Source organism: Variovorax sp. PDC80, assembly GCF_900115375.1.
GTDB lineage: Bacteria > Pseudomonadota > Gammaproteobacteria > Burkholderiales > Burkholderiaceae_C > Variovorax.
The window spans coordinates 246,211-260,650 of sequence record NZ_FOWG01000009.1; the positions used below are offsets into that span (position 1 = coordinate 246,211).

General features: G+C 69.2%; 15 protein-coding genes. 11 read left to right on the forward strand and 4 right to left on the reverse strand.

All coding sequences use genetic code 11. The features are described from left to right. Window positions 1-24 precede the first annotated feature (24 nt). The 5 genes from trmD (at window position 25) to hisC (ending at window position 4,378) form a co-directional block, all read left to right on the forward strand. Window positions 25-771 (forward strand): tRNA (guanosine(37)-N1)-methyltransferase TrmD, encoded by a 747-nt coding sequence (gene trmD / locus BM109_RS25480; protein ID WP_093348901.1) that lies wholly within the window; start codon window positions 25-27, stop codon window positions 769-771. A gap of 122 nt (window positions 772-893) precedes the next feature. Then, window positions 894-1,274: a 50S ribosomal protein L19 gene (rplS, locus tag BM109_RS25485; protein ID WP_093348904.1), complete on the forward strand. Its 381-nt coding sequence runs from the start codon at window positions 894-896 to the stop codon at window positions 1,272-1,274. Window positions 1,275-1,453: 179 nt separating this feature from the next. Beyond that, window positions 1,454-2,179: a CoA pyrophosphatase gene (locus BM109_RS25490; RefSeq protein WP_093349286.1), complete on the forward strand. Its 726-nt coding sequence runs from the start codon at window positions 1,454-1,456 to the stop codon at window positions 2,177-2,179. An 83-nt stretch (window positions 2,180-2,262) separates the two neighbouring features. After that, window positions 2,263-3,264 carry a CobD/CbiB family protein gene (locus BM109_RS25495; protein WP_093348906.1) on the forward strand — a complete coding sequence of 334 codons (1,002 nt, stop codon included), beginning with the start codon at window positions 2,263-2,265 and terminating at the stop codon, window positions 3,262-3,264. A 4-nt stretch (window positions 3,265-3,268) separates the two neighbouring features. Beyond that, window positions 3,269-4,378 carry a histidinol-phosphate transaminase gene (gene hisC / locus BM109_RS25500; protein ID WP_093348909.1) on the forward strand — a complete coding sequence of 370 codons (1,110 nt, stop codon included), beginning with the start codon at window positions 3,269-3,271 and terminating at the stop codon, window positions 4,376-4,378. Here hisC and rsgA read toward each other — a convergent pair. Genes rsgA through BM109_RS25515 form a run of 3 tightly spaced genes read right to left on the reverse strand, consistent with a single transcriptional unit; the run spans window position 4,372 to window position 7,008 of the window. Continuing rightward, window positions 4,372-5,325, reverse strand: coding sequence for a ribosome small subunit-dependent GTPase A (gene rsgA, locus BM109_RS25505; protein ID WP_093348911.1), 954 nt, complete (start codon window positions 5,323-5,325; stop codon window positions 4,372-4,374). The genes hisC and rsgA overlap by 7 nt on opposite strands. Window positions 5,326-5,340: 15 nt before the next feature. Continuing rightward, window positions 5,341-5,697 carry a 4a-hydroxytetrahydrobiopterin dehydratase gene (locus BM109_RS25510; RefSeq protein WP_093348913.1) on the reverse strand — a complete coding sequence of 119 codons (357 nt, stop codon included), beginning with the start codon at window positions 5,695-5,697 and terminating at the stop codon, window positions 5,341-5,343. 48 nt (window positions 5,698-5,745) lie between these two features. Then, entirely contained in the window at window positions 5,746-7,008 is a 1,263-nt protein-coding gene (locus BM109_RS25515; RefSeq protein ID WP_093348916.1) for a M48 family metallopeptidase, read from the reverse strand. A gap of 59 nt (window positions 7,009-7,067) precedes the next feature. Here BM109_RS25515 and orn point away from each other — a divergent pair, with 59 nt between their 5' ends. From orn to BM109_RS25545, 6 genes are all read left to right on the forward strand, one after another. After that, entirely contained in the window at window positions 7,068-7,664 is a 597-nt protein-coding gene (gene orn / locus BM109_RS25520) for an oligoribonuclease (protein WP_093348918.1), read from the forward strand. Window positions 7,665-7,994: 330 nt separating this feature from the next. After that, the gene (locus BM109_RS25525; protein ID WP_093348920.1) at window positions 7,995-9,935 is read left to right on the forward strand and encodes a DEAD/DEAH box helicase; all 1,941 of its coding nucleotides are present in this window, start codon (window positions 7,995-7,997) and stop codon (window positions 9,933-9,935) included. 201 nt (window positions 9,936-10,136) lie between these two features. Next, entirely contained in the window at window positions 10,137-11,210 is a 1,074-nt protein-coding gene (locus BM109_RS25530) for an NAD/NADP-dependent octopine/nopaline dehydrogenase family protein (protein WP_093348923.1), read from the forward strand. Further along, entirely contained in the window at window positions 11,200-12,198 is a 999-nt protein-coding gene (locus BM109_RS25535; protein WP_093348926.1) for a 3-hydroxybutyryl-CoA dehydrogenase, read from the forward strand. The genes BM109_RS25530 and BM109_RS25535 overlap by 11 nt, the downstream gene beginning before the upstream one ends. Further along, complete coding sequence (locus BM109_RS25540; protein ID WP_093348928.1) at window positions 12,195-13,010, forward strand: alpha/beta fold hydrolase; 816 nt, start codon at window positions 12,195-12,197, stop codon at window positions 13,008-13,010. Before BM109_RS25535 ends, BM109_RS25540 begins: the two co-directional genes overlap by 4 nt. Beyond that, window positions 13,007-13,942: a quinone oxidoreductase family protein gene (locus BM109_RS25545; protein ID WP_093348931.1), complete on the forward strand. Its 936-nt coding sequence runs from the start codon at window positions 13,007-13,009 to the stop codon at window positions 13,940-13,942. Before BM109_RS25540 ends, BM109_RS25545 begins: the two co-directional genes overlap by 4 nt. Before the next feature lie 9 nt (window positions 13,943-13,951). Here the strand turns inward: BM109_RS25545 and BM109_RS25550 are convergent, their stop codons facing one another. Further along, window positions 13,952-14,437 carry a MarR family winged helix-turn-helix transcriptional regulator gene (locus BM109_RS25550; protein ID WP_093348933.1) on the reverse strand — a complete coding sequence of 162 codons (486 nt, stop codon included), beginning with the start codon at window positions 14,435-14,437 and terminating at the stop codon, window positions 13,952-13,954. Between the last annotated feature and the right edge of the window lie 3 nt (window positions 14,438-14,440).

Below are 14,440 nucleotides of genomic sequence, written 5' to 3' on the forward strand. Positions count from 1 at the left end.
GCCCCGCCGCCGCGGTCCGCGCGCATGCGCTTCGACATCCTCACGCTGTTTCCCGAACTGTTCGCGCCCTTCATGGCCAGCGGCGTGACGCGCCGTGCCTACGAATCGAAGCAGGTCGAGGTGGTGCTGTGGAATCCGCGCGACTATGCGCCCGGCAACTACAAGCGCGTGGACGACCGCCCGTTCGGCGGCGGCCCCGGCATGGTGATGATGGCCGAGCCGCTGTCGGCCTGCCTGGCCGCGGCGCAGGCCGCGCGCGGTACGTCGGCCCCGGTGGTGCTGTTCTCGCCGATCGGCGAGGCCCTGCGCCACGAGGCGGTCGAGCGCTGGTCGGCCAGCGAGGGCGCGGTGCTGGTCTGTGGCCGCTACGAGGGCATCGACCAGCGTTTCATCGACGCCCATGTCACGCACCAGATCAGCCTGGGCGACTTCGTGCTGTCGGGCGGCGAGATCCCCGCGATGGCACTGCTCGACGCGGTGGCGCGGCTGCAGCCCGGCGTGCTCGGCGACGAGGCCAGCCATGTGCAGGACAGCTTCAATCCCGCGCTCGACGGCCTGCTCGACTGCCCGCACTACACGCGGCCCGAGCAATGGAACGGGCAGGGCGTGCCGGCGCCGTTGATGTCGGGCCACCATGCGCAGATCGAGCGCTGGCGCCGCGACCAGCGGCTGGCGATCACCGCCCGGGAACGCCCCGAATTGATAGACGCGGCCCGCTCTGCCGGCCGCCTGAACGCCGCCGATGAGGCGGTGCTCAAAAAAAAGCTATAATCGCGGGCTCCCCGATCCTCTGGCCGGCCGCGTCCGGTGCAGGCGTCTACTCTTCATAGAGCCCCAGACCCCTGCCAACGACGCCTTTTGTGCAGCGCGGACACGATCGATTTCAGGAAATCATGAACCTCATCCAGACCCTCGAGCAGGAAGAAATTTCCCGTCTCGGCAAGACCATCCCCGATTTCATGCCCGGTGACACGGTCATCGTCAGCGTGAACGTCGTCGAAGGCACCCGCAAGCGCGTGCAGGCCTACGAAGGCGTGGTGATCGCCAAGCGCAACCGTGGCCTCAACAGCGGCTTCACCGTGCGCAAGATCTCCAGCGGCGAAGGCGTGGAACGTACCTTCCAGACCTACAGCCCGCTGATCGCCAACATCGAAGTCAAGCGCCGCGGCGACGTGCGCCGCGCCAAGCTGTACTACCTGCGCGATCGCAGCGGCCGTTCGGCTCGTATCAAGGAAAAGCTGCCGGGCAAGTCGTCGGGCGCCGCGGCCGCGTAAGCTGCCTGCAGGCTTGCCTGTTGCGAAAAAGCCGCCGCTCTGGCGGCTTTTTGCGTTCTGGCAGTGGCCGATCCGGCAGGCCCTCCGCGCGTTCTTCCGGGCCCGGGTCCTGCTTTCATCACGACTTCCTTTCGCTTCTTCACGATCCACACTTGACCGCCACCATCGCCGCCCCGTCCATGTCCTCCATTCCCACCGAACCCGTCAATGCCGTCGTGCCCACGATGCTGCCGCCATTCGACCCGCGCAAGGTCCCGGTGGTGGGCGGCGGCACGGCCGACGGGCTGCCGGCGGTGGCGCTGGAACAGCTGACGGCGCAGGCCCTGCGCGCGCGCTTCGCCTCGCCGCCCGCCTGGGCGCCCGAGCTGCGCCGCGAGCCGCGCATGACCGGTCGCGAGCCCGCGCAGGCCGCCGTGCTGGTGCCGATCGTGCAGCGCCCGCAGGGCCCGACCGTGCTGCTCACCGAGCGCACCGCGAACCTGTCGACCCATTCGGGCCAGGTCGCGTTCCCGGGCGGCCGCGTCGATCCCGAAGACGCCAACATCGCGGCCGCCGCGCTGCGCGAGGCCTGGGAAGAGGTCGGCCTGTCGGCAAGCTACATCGAGGTGCTCGGCAGCCTGCCGACTTACACCACGGTGACCTCGTTCATCGTCACGCCGGTGGTGTCGCTGGTCGAGCCCGGCTTCGAACTCACCATCAATCCCTACGAGGTCGCGCAGGCCTTCGAGGTGCCGCTGGGCTGGCTCATGGACCCGGCCAACCACCGCCGCCATGCCGTGCCCGCGGGCGACGGCACGCAGCGCCACTGGTATTCGATGCCCTACCAGGACGGCAGCGAGGAGCGCTTCGTCTGGGGCGCCACGGCCGGCATGCTGCGCAATCTCTACCGCTTCCTGAGCGCCTGAGCCGCCTGAAGAAACGGCGAGTTCTGTCGGCCTCATAGGTCCGCAAGCCCCGAACGACGGGGCTGTCTCGCTATCATCTCTGGATGAGCTTCTTCGCCATCCTGTGTGCGTTGCTGATCGAGCAGGTGCGGCCGCTGGCCCCGCACAACCCCGTGTATGGCGGCGTGCTCGCATGGACGCGCTGGACCAGCCGCAACTTCGACGCGGGCAAGCCGCACCATGGATGGATCGCCTGGGGCCTCGCGGTCTTCGTGCCGACGCTGCTCGCGCTCGGCATCCACTGGCTGCTGGTGCTCACGCTGGGGCTGCCGTTCGCGGTGCTCTGGAGCATCGCGGTGCTCTACGTCACCCTGGGCTTTCGCCAGTTCAGCCACCACTTCACCGACATCCGCGACGCCCTCGACGAAGGCGACGAGCCGCTGGCGCGCTCGCTGCTCGCGCACTGGCAGGGCGTGGACGCCGCCGAGCTGCCGCGCAGCGAGATCGTGCGCCACGTGATCGAGCATTCGGTGATCGCCGCGCATCGCCACGTGTTCGGCGTGCTGGCCTGGTTCTCGGTGCTCGCCGCGGTCGGCCTGGGGCCGGCCGGCGCGGTCTTCTACCGCATGAGCGAATTCGTCGCGCGCTACTGGCTGCACAAGAACGGCGCGGCCGTGCAGCCCTCGAGCGAATCGGTGCAGCAGGCCGCCGAGGGCGCCTGGCATGCGATCGACTGGCTGCCCGCGCGCATCACGGCGCTGGGCTTCGCGGTGGTGGGCAGCTTCGAGGAAGCCATCGATTGCTGGCGCAACGACGCGCGCCGCTTTCCGAGCGAGAACGACGGCGTGATCCTCGCGGCCACCTCGGGCGCGGTCAACGTGCGCCTGGGTGGCGGTCGGCTGCGGCCCATTCCCAGCGTCGACCCGCTGCCACGCGCGCAGGCCGGCGAATCCTTCGCCGACACCCGGCGTCCCGACAGCGGCAGCACGCCGGGCCGCGAGCCCGAGCCCGGCCACCTGCGCAGCGTGGTGGGCCTGGTCTGGCGCTCGGTCGTGATGTGGATGGTGCTGCTCGCGCTGCTGACGCTCGCGCGGCTGCTGGGCTGAGCCCATGGCCGACTCGATCGATCCGGCGGCCAGGCGCGCGCCTTCGTTCTGGAGCCCGCGCATCGCGGACCTCGAGCCCTACGTGCCCGGCGAGCAGCCGCGCATCCGGGACCTCGTGAAGCTCAACACCAACGAGAACCCGTACCCGCCATCGCCGCGCGCCATCCAGGCGATCCGCGAAGCGGCCGAGAACGGTCTCGAGCTCTACCCCGATCCCACCTCGCTCGCATTGCGTGAAGCCGTCGCGCGCCGCCACGGGCTCGCGGTCGAGCAGGTCTTCGCGGGCAACGGTTCCGACGAGGTGCTGGCCCACGCCTTCTTCGCCTTCTTCCAGCAGCGCGAGCCGCTGCTGATGCCCGACATCAGCTACAGCTTCTACCGCGTCTATGCGCAGCTCTACGGCATCGCCTGCGAGCAGTTGCCGGTCGACGAGGACCTGCGCATCGACGTCGATGCCATGGCCGATCGCGCGCGCGAAGGCTGCGCGGGCGTCGTCGTTGCCAACCCGAATGCCCCCACCGGCATCGGCCTGCCGCTGGCGCGCATCGAGGAACTGCTGCGCGCCTGTCCCGAGCGCGTGGTGCTGGTGGACGAGGCCTACGTCGATTTCGGCGCCGAGAGCGCGCTCTCGCTGATCCCGCACCATGCCAACCTGCTGGTGGTGCAGACGCTCTCGAAGTCGCGTTCGCTGGCCGGCCTGCGCGTGGGCTTTGCCTGCGGCCAGGCACACCTGATCGATGCGCTGGTGCGCGTGAAGGACAGTTTCAATTCCTACCCGCTCGACCGGCTCGCGAGCGCCGGCGCCGTGGCGGCGCTCGAGGACGAGGACTGGTTCCGCAAGACGCGCGACGACGTGGTCGACACCCGCGAGGGGCTGGTGCTGCAGCTCGAGGACCTGGGTTTCGAGGTGCTGCCTTCGCAGACCAATTTCGTGTTCGCGCGGCATCCGTCGCGCGACGCCGCCGAACTGGCCGCCGCATTGCGCGAGCGCTCGGTGCTGGTGCGGCACTTCCGCCAGCCGCGCATCGCGCAGTACCTGCGCATCAGCATCGGCACGCGCGCGCAATGCAGCGTGCTGGTGGAACGGCTGCGCGAGATCCTGCAGGCTCAGTAGCGCGTCTCGCTGAGCTCCGCGAACAGATCGCCGTAGATCTTGTAGCGCGAGGCGCTGATCGGCCCGTCGTTGGCCGCCGACTCCACGTGCGCGATCACGCCGCAGCCCGGCTCGTGCAGGTGGGTGCAGTTGTAGAACTTGCACTCGCCCGCATGCTCGGCGATGTCGGGCATCAGGCCCGCGAGCTGCATCGGCGCGATGTGGTTCAGGCCGAATTCCTGGAAGCCCGGCGAGTCGATCAGCGCGGTGCTGCGCGCCGCGTCGACCCAATACCAGGTGGTGCTGGTGGTGGTGTGCTTGCCCGAATTGAGCGCCTGCGAGATCTCGCCGGTGAGCGCGGTGGCGCCCGGCACCAGCAGGTTGATCAGCGTGCTCTTGCCCGCGCCCGAGGGGCCGAGCACCAGCGTGGTCTTGCCCGCGAGGCGCTGCGTGAGCGAGGCGTGGTCGACTTCGCCCGAGGCCTTGAGCGACAGCGGCAGCACGCCGTGGTGCATGCGCCGGTAGGGCGCGAGCTTGCGCCAGGCGCGCTCGAAGGGCTCGACCAGGTCGCTCTTGTTGAGCGCGATGATCGGCGTGATGCGTTCGGCCTCGGCCGCGATCAGCGCGCGCGCGAGCTGGTGTTCGGAGAACTCGGGCTCGGCCGCGATCAGGATCAGCACGTGGTCGAGGTTGGCCGCGAAGGACTTGGTGCGGATGTCGTCCTGGCGGTAGAACAGGTTGCGCCGCGGCACCACCTGCTCGATCGTGCCTTCGTCCTCGCTGGCCTGCCAGCGCACGCGGTCGCCGACCACGGCCTGGCTCTTCTTGCCGCGCGGATGGCAGATGCGCCGTTCGCCTTCGGGCGTTTCGACGAGGCAATGGCGGCCGTGGCTCGCCACCACGAGGCCGTCGTGCAGCGCATCGACCGAAGCACGGCCTTGCTGGCGCTCGCGGCCCGGCTTAGCCAAAGGCGATCGCTCCGGTCATGCCGTGGGCGCGGCCGTCAGCAGCGCATCGGCCTGGCGTGCGCAGTCGAAGTCGGTGACCGAGATGCCACCGACGTCGTGCGTGTTGAAGCGCACCACGCAGCGGTTGTAGTGCACCGACAGGTCGGGGTGGTGGTCCTGCGTGTGGGCCACCATCGCCAGCGCGTTCACGAAGGCGATGGTCTCGAAGTAGTTCGTGAAGCTGTAGGTCTTCTCGATCGCGACGTTCGCGCCGTCGCCGCTGAGCTTCCAGCCTTCGAGCCGCGCGAGCGCCGAGACGATCTCGGTCGCGCTCAGCGCCTTGCGGGGGATGGACTTCCAGTCCTTGATCTTCAACATGCTGGCGGTGCTCATGGCGCTGCTTTCGAAAAGGGGTGCGGGGAGACGGAAAAGAGATGGCGCTCAGGCGGTCGCCAGCATGCGCGCGAGGCGCTCGGAGGCGGGCGGGTGGGAGTAGTAGAACTTGACGAACACCGGGTCGGGGGTGAGGGTCGAGGCGTTGTCGCGGTAGAGCTTGAGCAGCGCGGCCGAGAGGGCGTCGCGGCTCGTCTGGGAGATGGCATAGGCATCAGCCTCGAACTCGTTCTTGCGCGACAGCTGCGAGAACAGCGGCGCGACGAAGAAGGTGAAGACCGGCACGGCGATCATGAACAGCAGCAGTGCCAGTGCGTTGTTGGGAGCCGCCATGTTGGGCTGCACCCCGAGCCCGGCGTAGAACCAGGTCTGGGTCGAGACCCAGCCGAGCAACGCGAAAGCGGGCAGGTTCAGCAGGCAGGTCATGACGAGACGCTTGCGCAGGTGCTTGTACTTGAGGTGGCCCAGCTCGTGCGCCAGCACCGCTTCCATCTCGCTCGCATCCAGCTGCTCGAGCAGCGTGTCGTAGAAGACCACCCGCTTGCTGACGCCGAAGCCCGTGAAGTAGGCGTTGGCGTGCGCACTGCGGGTGCTGCCGTCCATTACGAACAGGCCGCTGACCGCGAAGCCGCAGCGTTTCAGCAGCGCGGTGACGCGGGTTTCCAGCGCTGCATCGGCGAGTGGCGTGAACTTGTTGAACCACGGCGCGATGAACAGTGGAAAGATCACCTGCAGCAGCAGAAGGAAGAACGAGAAAGCCGCCCAGGCCCAGAGCCACCACAGCGATCCAGCCGCGGCCATCAGCCACAGGATCAACGCCGCGAGCGGCAGGCCCAATCCCGCGCCGACGACCATCCACTTGGCGTTGTCGAGGACCCACAGCTTCCATTTCATCTTGTTGAAGCCGAAACGCTCCTCGAGCACGAAGATCCGATAGATGGAAAACGGCAAGCCGAGCAGTCCGCCGATGGCGGCAAAGGCGGCGATGAGCGTCAGCTGCTGCAGCATCCCGCCACCGAGCCAGGCGAGCAGCAACTTGTTGAGGAGGTCGAGGCCGCCGAGCAGGGTCCAGCCCAGGAGGAACGCGGTGCTGCAGGCCGTCTCGAGGATGCTGAACCGGGTCTTCGCGATGGTGTAGTCCGCGGCCCGCTGGTGCCCCTGCAGCGTGATGCTTTCCGCGTACGCGGGGGGAACGGCGTTTCGGTGCCTCGCCACATGCCGGATCTGCCTGGAGGCAAGCCAGAATTCCACGATCATGCCGGCCACCAGCGCGGCGGCAAAGGCGATGGTGAAGAGAAGCGAATAGGACATAGGGGGCGGAGTTTAGTCCTCGCATCCAAGGCCCCAGGGCCATCGGCGACAATCCCGCGATGCCCGAATCCTCCGCCTCCACGGCCGCCGCAGCGGTCCCCACCCTGAAGAAAAGCGACCAGAACCTGGTCTGGCTCGATTGCGAGATGAGCGGGCTCGACCCCGAGAAGGAACGCCTGCTCGAGATCGCCGTGGTCATCACCGGCCCCGACCTCACGCCGCGCATCGACGGCCCGGTGCTGGTCATCCACCAGAGCGACGCCGTGCTCGACGGCATGGATGCCTGGAACAAGGGCACGCACGGCCGCAGCGGCCTGATCGACAAGGTCAAGGCCTCGACCGTCGACGAAGCCACGGCCGAGCAGCAGCTGATCGAATTCATCGCGCGCTACGTGCCCAGGAGCGGCTCGCCGATGTGCGGCAACACCATCGGCCAGGACCGGCGCTTCCTGGTCAAGTACATGCCCAAGCTCGAGGCCTACTTCCACTACCGCAACCTCGACGTCAGCACGCTCAAGGAGCTCGCCAAGCGCTGGAAGCCCGCGGCCTACAACGCCTTCAAGAAGCAGCAGGCCCACACGGCGCTGGCCGACGTGCACGAGTCGATCGAGGAACTGGCGCACTACCGCGAGACCTTCCTGCGCCTGACCGACTGAGGCCTGGTGGGCCGGAACAACGGCCAAAAATCCCATTGCATGCGGGGATTAGGTAAAAACCCCGATGCATGTCATAATCGTGGGCTTCGCTGACCGGGGTGCCCGGCCATTCTTCAAAAAGGATGGCGCGTGCATGAGCAGAATCGGTTCCCCGCCGGCATATCCCGCATCTCCCTATCTTGCACACCGCGCCCGATCGCATGGATCGATCAAAAAGGGCCGCAGCCTCGGGTTTCAGAACCGGAAGCTGAATGTCGTTGGATGGTTGATGTTTTTAACCACCAACGGGGCGCCGCCCACGGCTGCGCTCGCGTTTGAAATTTGACATTCATGACCGACGCTTTTGAAGCGCAGGGCGAGCTCGCGCCTGTGCAATCGATTCACAACAACGAATTTTCCGCTGTCACCTCCGAAGTGCCCGTGCTCGAGGCGCTCGACGCCGCCAGCACCGAGGCCAACGAAGTCCTCGAGGTTGCCGATCAGGACGCGCAGACGTCCGACGCACCCGAGGCACCGCGCGGCCCCAACGGATTCATTCCGCTGGGCCTCGCACCCGAACTGATCGCTGCCGTCGTGGACCTGGGCTTCCACCAGCCCACGACCGTGCAGGAAAAGGTGATCCCGCTGGCCCGCGGCGACGAATCGGCCCGTTTCGTCGACCTGATGGTCTCGAGCCAGACCGGCAGCGGCAAGACCGCGGCCTTCCTGCTGCCCGTGCTGCACACGCTGATCCGCCGCCAGGCCGAAGCAGCCGCCGCCGAGCGCGCCGAATTCGACCGCCTCGCGGCCGAAGCCGCCGAACGCGGCGAAGCGCCGCCCAAGCGGCCCAAGCGCGTCAACCCGACCAGCAACCGCAACTTCAAGGCCGCCACCCCCGGCGCCCTGGTGCTGTGCCCGACGCGCGAACTCGCGCAGCAGGTCGCGCACGACGCCATCGAGCTGGTGCGCCACTGCCGCGGCCTGCGCATCGCCAACGTGGTGGGCGGCATGCCCTACCAGCTGCAGATCGCGCGCCTGCAGAACGCCGACCTCGTGGTCGCCACGCCGGGCCGCCTGCTCGACCTGCAGCGCTCGATGCAGATCAAGCTCGACAAGGTCAAGTTCCTGGTGGTCGACGAGGCCGACCGCATGCTCGACCTGGGCTTCGCCGACGACCTGGCCGAAGTCAACCAGCTCACCATCGAGCGCCAGCAGACCATGATGTTCAGCGCCACCTTCGCGCCGCGCATCCAGCAGCTGGCCCAGCGCGTGATGCGCGAGCCGCAGCGCGTGACTATCGACAGCCCGCAGGAAAAGCACGCCAACATCAAGCAGTCGCTGTTCTGGGCCGACAACGCCGCCCACAAGCGCAAGCTGCTCGACCACTGGCTGCGCGACACCAGCATCAACCAGGCGATCGTGTTCGCCAGCACCCAGGTCGAATGCGACGGCCTCGCCAACGACCTGCAGCAGGACGGCTTCAGCGCCGTGGCGCTGCACGGCGCGCTGAGCCAGGGCCTGCGCAACCGCCGCCTGATGGCGCTGCGCCAGGGCCAGGTGCAGATCCTGGTGGCGACCGACGTGGCCGCGCGCGGCATCGACGTGCCGACCATCACCCACGTCTTCAACTTCGGCCTGCCGATGAAGGCCGAGGACTATACCCACCGCATCGGCCGCACCGGCCGTGCCGGCCGCGACGGCCTGGCGATCACCTTCGCCGAGTTCCGCGACCGCCGCCGGATCATGGACATCGAGCAGTACAGCCGCCAGCAGTTCAAGGCCGAGGTGATCCCCGGCATGGAACCGCAGCAGCGCATGCCGCAATCGCGCCCGCAGGGCGACTTCGGCGGTCGCGGCCGTGGCGGCGATCGTCGCCAGGGCAACGGCGGCGGTGGCTACCGCGGCGGCAATGGCGGTGGCAACGGCTACGCCAATGCCAGCGGCTTCAACGACCGCGGTGCACGCGGTCCCGGCCCGGGTGCCGGCGCTCCGCGCGGTGGCAGCTTCCACGGCGGTGGCCAGAACGCCGGTTTCGGCGGCGGCCGCGACCGTGACGAGTCGGCCGGCTTCGGCCGCAAGCCGGGCTGGGGCGACAGCGCACCGCGCGGCAATGCCGGCGGCAGCCGCAACGAAGGCTTCGGCGCCCGCAGCGGCGGTCCGCGCAACGAAGGCGGCTTCGCGCCGCGCAACGACGGCTTCGCGCCCCGCAAGGGCCCGGGCCACGCCGGCGGCCCCGGCAAGGTGTTCGTGCCGCGCGACGCGCAGAAGCGCGCCTTCAAGCCCAGCCGCTGATCGGGTTCTTCCCTTCGCAAAGCCCGCGTTTCTCCGGAACGCGGGCTTTTTGCATTGGGGGTTTGCGAGCAGTCGAAGGCACCGATTTTGGTTGACGTCTGAATTGATGAAAAGTAATGTATTGGACGCGCGCAGTCCTGTATTCCGGTTCCGCATCGTCGGTGGCCGGTTCATCAACCTCAGCTTTTCGACCCTTCGACCATGAAAATCGCGATCCTGGGTGGCGGCCATGGGGCCTATGCGGCCGCCGCCGATCTGTCCGAAGCCGGGCATGAAGTGCGGCTGTGGCGCCGCGACGCGGCCGCGCTGCAGCCGGTCATCGACAGCGGCAGCATCGTGCTCAAGGATGCGCGCGGCGTGCGCGAGGTGCCCATTGCGCTGCCCACCGCCGACATCGGCGCGGCGCTGCGCGATGCCGAACTCATCGTGCTGCCGACCCCGGCCATCGCGCAGGACTTCATCGCGCGCGCCATGGCGCCGCACCTGGTCGACGGCCAGGTCGTGTTCCTGCCGCCCGGCACCTTCGGCAGCTACGTGATGGCGCGCACCGTGCGCGAGGCCGGCAACCGCGCCGACGTGGCCTGGGCCGAGACCGGCACCTTGCCCTACCTGGCGCGCAAGCATGGCGAGCGCGAGGTCAACGTCACGATCCGCGCGATCCGCCTGCCCACCGGCGTCTATCCGGCGCGCAAGGCCGCACAGGCGATCGACACCATCCGCGTGGCCTACCCGAGCGTGCACGGCTGCGGCGACGCGCTCTCGGGCGCGCTGATGAACGCCGGCCCCGTCATCCATCCGCCGCTGATGGTGATGAACGCCGCGCCGCTGCAGCACTTCGAGCGCTGGGACATCCACAACGAAGGCACGCAGCCCGCGGTGCGCGCCGTGACCGACCAGCTCGACCGCGAGCGCATCGCCGTGCGCGAGGCCTTCGGCCACGGCGGCCCGCACTATCCGCTGGCCGACCACTACGACAACGACCGCTGGATGTACGGCGATGCTCACAAGCAGCTCGTGAAGTCGGGCGACTGGCGCGAGAACATCGACCTGCACGGCCACCGCTACATCACCGAGGACACCGAGCTCGGCCTGGCCTTCCTCGCCTCGGCCGCAAGGCATGCGGGCGTCGATGCGCCGATCGCCCACGGTCTGCTCGCGATCGTCGGCGGCTTCCTCGGCCGCGACCTGCGCCAGGGGCCGCGCAGCTTCGAGGCCCTGGGCCTCGCGGACCTGTCGGCCGACGCGCTGCGCCAGAGGCTGCACGATGGCGAATGAGCCGGTCCGCTTCGCCGCGGTCGGCGCGGGGCGCATGGGCCGCGGCATCGCGATCGCCTTCGCCTACGCGGGCCATCGCATCGCGCTGGTCGACCTGCGCGTGCGCAGCGAGGAGGCCTGGAACAAGCTGCACGACGAGGCACGACAGGAGATCGCCGCCAGCCTCGCGGGCCTGGCGCAACTCGGCGTGATCGATGCGGCGCAGGCCGAGGCCATCGCGGCGCGCGTGCAGTATGTGCGCGCGGCGCAGGCACCGGCGGCGCTCGCGCAGGCCGAGCTGGTGTTCGAGGGCGTGCCCGAAACGCTCGAGGCCAAGCGCGAGGCCTTCGAACAGATCAACGCCCATTGCCGCGACGACGCGATCCTGACCTCGACCACCAGCAGCATCCTGGTCACGCAGCTCGCGGCGCTGGTGCGCAGGCCCGAGCGCTTCCTCAACATGCACTGGCTCAATCCGGCCTACGTGATCCCGGTGGTCGAACTGAGCTGCCATCCGGGCACCGACCCCGCCGTGCTGGCGCGCACGCGCGCGATCATGGAAGCGATCGGCAAGCTGCCCGTGGTGTGCGGGCCCACGCCCGGCTACATCGTGCCGCGGCTGCAGGCGCTGATCATGAACGAGGCCGCGCGCATGATCGAGGAGGGCGCCGCCACCGCCGAGGAGATCGACAAGGCCACGCGCCACGGCCTGGGCCTGCGCTTCGCGGCGCTCGGCGTGGTCGAGTTCATCGATTTCGGTGGCTGCGACATCCTGCACCACGCGAGCCGCGAGATGTCGGCCTCGATCGACAAGGGGCGCTACACCGCGCCGGCCATCGTCGACCGCATGGTGGAGGAAGGGCGGCTCGGCCTCAAGAGCGGCAGCGGCTTCTATGCCTACGAGGGCACCGACACCGCCGCCTATCGCCGCGACGTGCTCTCGCGCACGCTCGGCATGCTGCGCCATGCGGGCCTCTGGCGGCCCGCGGCCGAACGCACGCTGCCATGACGCCAACCATCCGCCGCGCCTTCGCCGATCTGTCGGTCGGGCAGGTGCACTGCGCGAGCTGCGGCGATGTCGACGCACCGCCGGTGCTGCTGCTGCACCAGTCGCCGCGCAGCTGGCGCGAGTACGAAGCCGTGCTGCCGCTGCTCGGCGCGCGGCATCGCGCGATCGCGATGGACACCGTGGGCTTCGGCGATTCGGCCGCGGGCAGCGAGCCCGCCTCGATCGCGCACTGGGCCCGTGTCGCGGCCGAGCTGCTCGATGCGCTGCGCATCGAACGCGTCGCCGTGGTCGGCCATCACACGGGCGGCGTGATCGCGATCGAACTCGCGGCCGCGCTCGGCGAGCGCGTGCGCGCGCTGGTGCTGTCCTCGACGCCCTACACCGACGAAGCCTTTCGCCGCGCGCGCGCCGAGCGTCCGCCGATCGACGAGGTCGAGCCCAGCGAAGACGGCAGCCACCTCGCGGCGCTGTGGGGCAAGCGGCAGGGCTTCTATCCGCCCCACCGGCCCGAGCTGCTCGAAGCCTTCGTGCTCGATGCGCTCAAGGTCGGCCGACGGCTCGAGGAAGGTCACCGCGCCGTGGCCTCGTACCGCATGGAAGAGCGCATCGATCGCGTCACGCAGCCCGTGCTGATCGTGCGCGCGCCCGAGGATCCGTTCGCGTCGCCGCATGCACAGGAACTCGCGCAGCATCTGCGCCATGCGGCCAGCGTGCGCATCGCCGACATCGAAGGCGGCATGGTGCCGCTGCCCGACCAGTTGCCCGAAGCCTTCGCGCGCTGCGTGGACGACTTCCTCGCGGGCCTCGCATGAAGGCCGTGCGCATCGCGCAATGGGGCGAGCCGCCGCGCATCGAGGAGCGGCCCGATCCCGTGCCCGCGCCGGGCCGCAGCCTGGTGCGCATGCAGGCCGCGACCGTCGGTCACATCGACCGCACCGTGTGGCGCGGCGGTTTCCTGCGCCCGCCGCCCTTGCCCTACACGCCCGGTGTCGAGGGCGCGGGCATCGTGATCCACAGCGAACGCTTCGCGCCGGGCCAGCGCGTGTGGCTGCGCGGCAGCGGCCTCGGCACGCAGTTCGACGGCACCTGGTGCGAGATCGCCGACGCGCCCGATGCCGCGCTCGGTGAACTGCCCGAGGGGCTCGACATGGCACTGGGCTCGGCCTTCTTCTCGCCCTGCACCTCGGCCTGGGTCGCGTTGCACGAGGTGGCGCGCGTGCGCGAAAGCGAGCGCGTGATGGTCACGGGCGCGAGCGGTGCGGTCGGCTCGCTCGCGGTGCAGCTCGCGCTCGAGATCGGTGCGAAGGTCTGCGCGGTGGTGGCCGATGCGTCCGCCGACCATGGCTTGCCTTCGGGCGTCGACATCGTCGAGTGGCGGCCCGGCATCGAAGCGCCATCTCAAGAGGCCGAGGTGCTGATCGACACCGTCGGCGGCGATGTGCTCGCCACGCTGCTGGGCCGCGTGCTGCCCGGCGGCCGCGCGGTGCTGATCGGCTACACGGCGGGCGAGACCCTGTCGCTCTCGCTGCCGGCCTTCATGCAGCGCGACGTGAGCCTGCTGCCGCTCAACATGTTCCGGCGCGAGGCGCAGGGACGCGCGGCCGTGCCTCGATTGCTCGAGCGATTGGCCGACGGAAGGCTGCGGCTCGCGGTGCAACGCTTCGCGTTCGACGAAGCGGCACGGGCGCTGGAATGGATCGCGCAGCGTGGCCATCGAGGCCGCGCGGTGCTCGTCGCGGACTGAGCTTCGGCGCTACTCGTCGTCCTCTTCCTGCGCCGCGTCCGACGGCGCATGCGCATGCAGCTGAATCATCAGCCGCAGCGTGTTCTTGAGTTCCTCCGCGCGCGTGAGACCGAAGGGCTCGAGCACGCGGCGCTCGTGCTCGCTCGCGAGCTGCATCAGATGCTCCACCTTGGCCGCACCCTTGCGGGTGATGCGCACCAGCGTGATGCGGCGATCGCTCTCATGGGGAATGCGCTCGACCTGGCCCTGCGTCTCCATGCGATCGAGCAGCCGCGTCACGGTCGGCTGCTTGGTCACGGTGATCTGCGCGAGCCGGCCGATGCTCACCGCATCGCCGCCCGCGAGCGAGGCCATCACGCGCCACTCCGACACCGAGAAACCCTCCTGCCGCGCCACCTCGTGGAACTCCGAGGAGATCAGCTGGCTGGCCTGCGCGAGCAGCGCGGGCAGGTAGTTGTCGACGAAGCGCTGCGGCTTCTTTTCAGTGCTTCCCATGCG

Excerpts from the sequence above, each read along its gene's own strand:
- rplS (WP_093348904.1), top strand. The coding sequence starts at position 894 with ATGAACCTCATCCAGACCCTCGAGCAGGAAGAAATTTCCCGTCTCGGC.
- trmD (WP_093348901.1), top strand. The coding sequence starts at position 25 with ATGCGCTTCGACATCCTCACGCTGTTTCCCGAACTGTTCGCGCCCTTC.
- BM109_RS25530 (WP_093348923.1), top strand. The coding sequence starts at position 10,137 with ATGAAAATCGCGATCCTGGGTGGCGGCCATGGGGCCTATGCGGCCGCC.
- BM109_RS25545 (WP_093348931.1), top strand. The coding sequence starts at position 13,007 with ATGAAGGCCGTGCGCATCGCGCAATGGGGCGAGCCGCCGCGCATCGAG.
- BM109_RS25550 (WP_093348933.1), bottom strand. The coding sequence starts at position 14,437 with ATGGGAAGCACTGAAAAGAAGCCGCAGCGCTTCGTCGACAACTACCTG.
- orn (WP_093348918.1), top strand. The coding sequence starts at position 7,068 with ATGCCCGAATCCTCCGCCTCCACGGCCGCCGCAGCGGTCCCCACCCTG.
- BM109_RS25535 (WP_093348926.1), top strand. The coding sequence starts at position 11,200 with ATGGCGAATGAGCCGGTCCGCTTCGCCGCGGTCGGCGCGGGGCGCATG.
- hisC (WP_093348909.1), top strand. The coding sequence starts at position 3,269 with ATGGCCGACTCGATCGATCCGGCGGCCAGGCGCGCGCCTTCGTTCTGG.
- BM109_RS25495 (WP_093348906.1), top strand. The coding sequence starts at position 2,263 with ATGAGCTTCTTCGCCATCCTGTGTGCGTTGCTGATCGAGCAGGTGCGG.
- BM109_RS25515 (WP_093348916.1), bottom strand. The coding sequence starts at position 7,008 with ATGTCCTATTCGCTTCTCTTCACCATCGCCTTTGCCGCCGCGCTGGTG.
- BM109_RS25510 (WP_093348913.1), bottom strand. The coding sequence starts at position 5,697 with ATGAGCACCGCCAGCATGTTGAAGATCAAGGACTGGAAGTCCATCCCC.
- BM109_RS25525 (WP_093348920.1), top strand. The coding sequence starts at position 7,995 with ATGACCGACGCTTTTGAAGCGCAGGGCGAGCTCGCGCCTGTGCAATCG.
- BM109_RS25540 (WP_093348928.1), top strand. The coding sequence starts at position 12,195 with ATGACGCCAACCATCCGCCGCGCCTTCGCCGATCTGTCGGTCGGGCAG.
- BM109_RS25490 (WP_093349286.1), top strand. The coding sequence starts at position 1,454 with ATGTCCTCCATTCCCACCGAACCCGTCAATGCCGTCGTGCCCACGATG.